This is a genomic window from Streptosporangium sp. NPDC051022 (assembly GCF_040683035.1).
GTDB lineage: Bacteria > Actinomycetota > Actinomycetes > Streptosporangiales > Streptosporangiaceae > Streptosporangium.
This window is the reverse complement of record NZ_JBFBCF010000055.1, coordinates 35,819-41,818: the sequence shown is the minus strand read 5'-3', so window position 1 is coordinate 41,818 and position 6,000 is coordinate 35,819. Positions and strand designations below refer to the sequence as shown.

Annotated in this window: 3 protein-coding genes; 2 read left to right on the top strand and 1 reads right to left on the bottom strand. The window is 69.4% G+C overall.

The features are described 5' to 3' along the window. Positions 1–392: 392 nt before the first annotated feature. Together AB0N02_RS45590 and mgrA are read left to right on the top strand one after the other, a co-directional pair. Positions 393–2,471 (top strand): S9 family peptidase, encoded by a 2,079-nt coding sequence (locus AB0N02_RS45590; protein ID WP_363961099.1) that lies wholly within the window; start codon positions 393–395, stop codon positions 2,469–2,471. Continuing rightward, positions 2,468–3,496, top strand: coding sequence for an L-glyceraldehyde 3-phosphate reductase (gene mgrA, locus AB0N02_RS45585; protein WP_363961097.1), 1,029 nt, complete (start codon positions 2,468–2,470; stop codon positions 3,494–3,496). The genes AB0N02_RS45590 and mgrA overlap by 4 nt, the downstream gene beginning before the upstream one ends. Before the next feature lie 51 nt (positions 3,497–3,547). Here the strand turns inward: mgrA and AB0N02_RS45580 are convergent, their stop codons facing one another. Continuing rightward, positions 3,548–5,974: a lysylphosphatidylglycerol synthase transmembrane domain-containing protein gene (locus tag AB0N02_RS45580; RefSeq protein ID WP_363961095.1), complete on the bottom strand. Its 2,427-nt coding sequence runs from the start codon at positions 5,972–5,974 to the stop codon at positions 3,548–3,550. Between the last annotated feature and the right edge of the window lie 26 nt (positions 5,975–6,000).

Below are 6,000 nucleotides of genomic sequence, written 5' to 3'. Positions count from 1 at the left end.
CTTTTTCGTGTCAAACCGATCCGTTCGGATCCATTTGATTCGATCTTGCTTGCCTGAGGGGAATTCAGACCGCCCCGTCTCCGGAGCAACCCTTCAAACTTACCAGCCTCTGAGCGGCTCTGCGAACCGATCTTCAAAAGCGTTGGTCTGACGGGATCGCCGACGAACACGGAACAAGCCACACCGGTATCACCGGAGTGAGTGGAGTGGTTTGTGCCGAACCCTGCCGACGCCAGAACATTAGCAGTCCTCGAAGACCGCTCGGGACCTAACGGCGAAGCTCGTACGGAAGATCACCGCCGACGGGAGGGCCGCGAAAGGACCGCGAGACGCCTGCGAGAGGACCGTGAGAGGCCCGTGATCGGCGTGACGGGAAACATAGACTCGGCTGGGTGAGCAGCCAGACACCGCCTACGGCGAAGAAGGTTCCCAGCGAGCGCGTACACCACGGGGACACCGTGGTCGACGACTACGCGTGGCTGACGGTCAAGGACGATCCCGAGACGATCGCCTACCTCGAAGCGGAGAACACCTACACCGAGCAGGCGACCGCCCATCTGAAACCCCTCCAGGAGACGATCTTCCAGGAGATCAAGTCCCGGACCCTGGAGACGGACCTGTCCGTCCCCAGCCGGAAGAACGGCTGGTGGTACTACTCCCGTACCGAGGAGGGCAAGCAGTACGGGATCCAGTGCCGGGTCGCGGCGGACGGGGACGCGCCTCCGGAGCTGAAGGCGGGCGAGGCGCTCCCCGGCGAGCAGATCCTGCTCGACGGCAACGAACTGGCCGGGGACAGCGACTTCTTCTCCGTCGGCACCAGCTCGGTCAGCCCCGACGGCACCCTGCTGGCCTACTCCGTCAACTTCACCGGCGACGAGCGCTTCACCCTGAGGGTGAAGGACCTCACCACCGGCGAGACCCTCGACGACGAGATCCCCGGCATCTTCTACGGCGGAGCCTGGGCGGCCGACGGCAGCGCGTTCTTCTACACGACCGTCGACGACGCCTGGCGGCCCAACCGCGTCCACCGGCACACGATCGGCACCTCCTCCGAGGAGGACGTGCTGGTCCACGAGGAGGGCGACGAGCGGTTCTGGATCGGCATCGGCCTGAGCCGCAGTGAGCGCTACCTCGTGCTCTCGGCGGGCAGCAAGATCACGAGCGAGGTCCGCATCCTGGAGGCGGACGATCCGACGGGCGAGTTCCGCCTCGTCAGGGCCAGGGAGACCGGGGTCGAGTACGGCCTCGACCACGCGGGCGACCGCTTCCTGATCCTGCACAACCGGGACGCGGAGAACTTCGAGCTGGCCACCGCGCCGCCCGACGCCCCCGGTGAGTGGACCCCGCTGATCGAGCACCGCGACGACACCCGGCTCCTGAACGTCGAGGCCTTCCAGAGCCACACCGTCGTGCACTTCCGCCGCGACGGCCTGACCGGCATCCGCATCCTGCCGGCGGTGTCCGGGGAGGCGGGGGGCGCCGAGCCGTACGAGATCTCCTTCCCCGAGCCGATCTACGACGTGGCGCCGTCGGGCAACCCGGAGTTCGTCAGCGAGCGGCTGCGTCTCGGCTACACCAGCATGGTCACCCCGCCCTCGGTCTACGACTACGACCTGCGGACGCACGAGCTGATCCTGCTGAAGCGCAAGGCCGTGCTCGGCGGCTACGACCCGGCCGACTACGAGCAGTTCCGCGAGTGGGCGACCGCCGCCGACGGCACCCGCGTGCCCATCTCGATCGTGATGCGCAAGGGCACGGAACGCCCGGCGCCGACCGTGCTGTACGGCTACGGCAGCTACGAGATCTCGATCGACCCGTCGTTCTCGGTGGCCAGGCTGAGCCTGCTGGACAGGGGCTTCGTCTTCGCCATCGCGCACGTCAGGGGAGGCGGTGAGATGGGGCGCCGCTGGTACGAGGACGGCAAGTTCCAGAAGAAGAAGAACACCTTCGGCGACTTCGTCGCCGCCGCCGAGCATCTCAGGGCGGCCAACTGGTCGAGCGCGGTCATCGCCAGGGGCGGCTCGGCGGGCGGGCTGCTCATGGGGGCGGTCGCCAACCTCTCGCCGGAGACGTTCGCGGGCGTGGTCGCCGAGGTGCCGTTCGTGGACGCGCTGAACACGATCCTCGACCCGTCGCTGCCGCTGACCGTCATCGAGTGGGACGAGTGGGGCGACCCGCTGCACAACGCGGACGTGTACGAGTACATGAAGTCGTACACGCCCTACGAGAACGTGGACGACCGGGTCTATCCGCCGATCCTGGCGATCACCAGCCTCAACGACACCCGCGTCTTTTACCACGAGCCGGCCAAGTGGATCGCCAGGCTCCGTGACACCGCGCGGGGCGGGCCGTTCCTGCTCAAGACGGAGATGGGCGCCGGGCACGGCGGCCGCAGCGGGAGATACGACTCCTGGCGCGAGGAGGCACTCGTCCTGGCCTGGATCCTCGACACGGCCAAGGTGGACCGATGACCTATGTCGCGGACGGCGACAGGTACGACGGGCGGCAGCCGTACCGGAGGGTGGGCAGGAGCGGCCTCAAGCTGCCCGCGGTCTCGCTGGGGCTCTGGCACAACTTCGGCGACGACAAGCCCTTCGAGACGCAGCGGGCCGTCCTCAGGAGGGCGTTCGACCTGGGGGTGACCCACTTCGACCTGGCCAACAACTACGGCCCGCCGTACGGCTCGGCGGAGACCAACTTCGGCAGGCACCTCCGGGAGGATTTCGCGAAATACCGCGACGAGCTGGTCATCTCGACCAAGGCGGGATACGACATGTGGCCCGGCCCCTACGGCGAGTGGGGGTCGCGCAAGTATCTGCTGTCCAGCCTGGACCGATCGCTGGAGCGGATGGGCCTGGACTACGTCGACATCTTCTACAGCCACCGGTTCGATCCGGAGACGCCGCTGGAGGAGACGATGGGCGCGCTGGACCAGGCGGTCCGGTCCGGCAAGGCGCTGTACGCCGGGATCTCCTCCTACTCCCCCGAGCAGACCGCGCGGGCCGCGCGGATCCTGCGGGAGATGGGCACGCCGCTGCTGATCCACCAGCCGTCCTACTCGATGCTCAACCGGTGGATCGAGGACGGGCTGCTGGACGTCCTGGAGGAGGAGGGCGTGGGCTGCATCGCGTTCTCGCCGCTGGCGCAGGGCATGCTGACCGACCGGTACCTCGACGGCGTCCCCGAGGGGTCGCGCGCCTCCCTCGGGCACTTCCTCACCCCGGAGATGCTGACCGAGGAGACCATGCGACACGTCCGGGCGCTCAACGGGATCGCGGCGCGGCGCGGCCGGTCCCTGGCGCAGATGGCGCTGGCGTGGGTGCTCCGTGACAGGCGGGTGACCTCGGTGCTGGTCGGCGCGAGCAGCGTCCGGCAGCTGGAGGACAACGTCGCGGCGGTGAACCACCTGTCGTTCACCGCCGAGGAGCTGGAGGAGATCGACAGGGACGCGGTGGAGTCGGGCGTCAACCGCTGGGCCCGCTCCAGCGAGGCCTGAAGGCCCTTTCCCGACCGGTGGGAGGCCCTCTGATCCCGTGACGTCACGGGATCAGAGGGCCTCCTGCCGTTGCAGGTAGGTGAACGAGGCCCAGCCGGGCAGCACCGGCAGCCAGAAGGTCAGCAGCCGGAACAGCAGGACGGCGGAGGTCGCGACCTCGCCGGGGAGGCCGGACAGGGTCAGGCCGAGGGACAGGGACGCCTCGACGGCGCCGAGGCCGCCGGGGGTCGGCGCCGCCGAGCCGATGGCGTTGCCCGCGAGGAAGACGATGGCGACGGCGGCGAAGTCGAGCGATCCGCCGAAGGCGCGGATGGAGGCGTCGAGGCAGCTCACGAAAGCGATCGTCAGCAGCAGGGTGCCGGTGCAGCCCTCGAGGATCTTGCTGGGCGTCTGGAGCACGTCCAGCAGGCGCGGGATCACGCCGGAGAACAGTGAGCGGAGCCGCGAGGTGAACAGCCGTCGCAGGGGCGGGACGCTCATGATGACCAGGATCACCACGGCCACGGCCAGCAGGACGAACACCAGCGTGCGCGACGGGGTGAACGACGAGGCCGCGCTGGAGCCGGTGATGTAGGCGAACAGCAGGAGCAGCATGATGTGCGAGACGAGGCCGATGAGCTGGGAGGCGCCGACGCTGGCCACCGCCTGCCCCGGGGGGATACCGCGTTTTTGCAGGTAGCGGGTGTTGATGGCGACGCCGCTCACCGCCGCGGGGGCGACCAGTTTCACGAACGATCCGGCGAACTGGACGAGCACCGTACGGCCCAGCGGGAGTTTCTCGGGCACGAAGCCCCTCAGCATCAGCGCGGCGGCGACGTAGCTCAGCGCCGCGGCGACGAACGCCACCCCGGTCCAGCCCCACTTGGCCGAGGTGATCATGTTGAGGTTGATCTGCGTGAGGTAGTAGACCAGGAAGTAGGCGGCGAAGGCACTGGCGATGATCGTGATGAGGGTCCTGGGCCGGAAGCGCTCCAGGCGGACCTCCTTGGCCTCGACCTTGGGTTCGAGGGCGACGATCCGCTCGCGGATCGCGGTCAGCAGCTCCTTGTCCTTGCTGAGAGCGGCCCTGGTCTCGCGGGTGAGCGCGATGCGCTGGAGCAGCGGGAGGGCGCCCGCCAGCGTGTTCGGGCCCGCGACGGCCGCGGCGGCGGCGACCGCGCGGTCGGCGCCGACGCGCAGGCTGAGGTAGGTGAGCAGCTGGGCGATGTCGAGGCGGAGCAGGAGGTCTCCGGCGGCGATCTCGCCGCTGCGGGCGTCCATGAGGACGACCCGGCCCTCGCCGTCGACGTGGATGCTGTCGCCGGTCAGCCGCCGGTGGGCGAGCCGCTGGACCTGCAGGAGCAGGACCTGCTCCCAGATCTGGGCGAGCAGGTTGTCGTCGATCTCCTCGTCGGGGATGTCGTCGAGGGCGCGGGTGGCGATGTGCTCGTAGGCGAGCAGCGCGGCCTCGGTGCCGATCTCGCTGGTGCCGACGAGCCTGGGCGTGCTGACTCCCGCGGCCTGCGCGGCGTACGCCATCAGGGCCTCGCGCTCCAGCTCGGCGCGCAGGGAGCGGATGGCCCGGCGGCGGGTCTCGGTGTTGAGCCGGATCCGGCGCCAGATGCGGTAGAGCACTCCTGCGACCTGGCGGTCGCGGTCGAGGACGGTGACGTCGAGGCGGTTGCCGTTCCTGAGGCCGACGGCGTATCGCCTGCTGCTCTGGTGGTCGTCGTCCAGCCTGCGTGCCTTGACCGGGTCGAAGCCCAGTTTGGCGAGTGCCGCGACGACCGCGCTGCCGGGCGGGCGGGTGTTGGGGCTGCCGATGCCGTACAGGATGGCGTAGCCGACGGCCAGGCCGACGAGGATGGAGACGACGATGCCGAGGATGGTGGCGGCCGTCGCGGCGAAGAGCGCGACGGCGTTGAGCGCGACCGCGCTCCACATGGCCGCCCGCCAGGTGGGGCGGCGGGATATGCGCACCGCGGTGACGTAGGCGATGATCGAGGTGAGCAGCGTGTTGAGCGGTTCGACGTCCTCCCTGCCGCCGGTCAGCAGGAGCCGCAGGTCCTCGGGGCCCGCCTTGAGGATCCACTCGCCGAGGGCGAAGGACAGGACCATGCCCGCGATGGCCGCGAAGAGGCCCTCGGCGACCCGCAGGCCGTCGCGGTGCAGCACCCGCTCGATCGCGTAGGCGGTGGGCACCCCCAGCATGGCGGCGCCGCTCAGCACGCCGGCCAGGCCGCTGAGCAGGAACGGCGCCCGGTTCGTGCCGTCGATGACGTCGCCTTCGAGTCCGTTGAGCGTCTTCTGCGCGACGAGCGCGAGCAGCACGACGGCCACGAGCCCGAGCAGGGTCGCCAGGAAGCGCAGCAGGTCGGACGGCCTGCGGATCCGCTGCGGGAGCAGCGGCTCGACGACGAGCACGGCGGGATCACCGCCTGTCCTCGGCTTCGTGCCGTCGGCGGGGGACACTTCCTCGCGGTCTCTGATTTCCGTCACCGCCAGCGATTCTGCACGTTCCGCAT

Coding starts and splice junctions, on each gene's coding strand:
- mgrA (WP_363961097.1), top strand. CDS start 2,468: ATGACCTATGTCGCGGACGGCGACAGGTACGACGGGCGGCAGCCGTAC.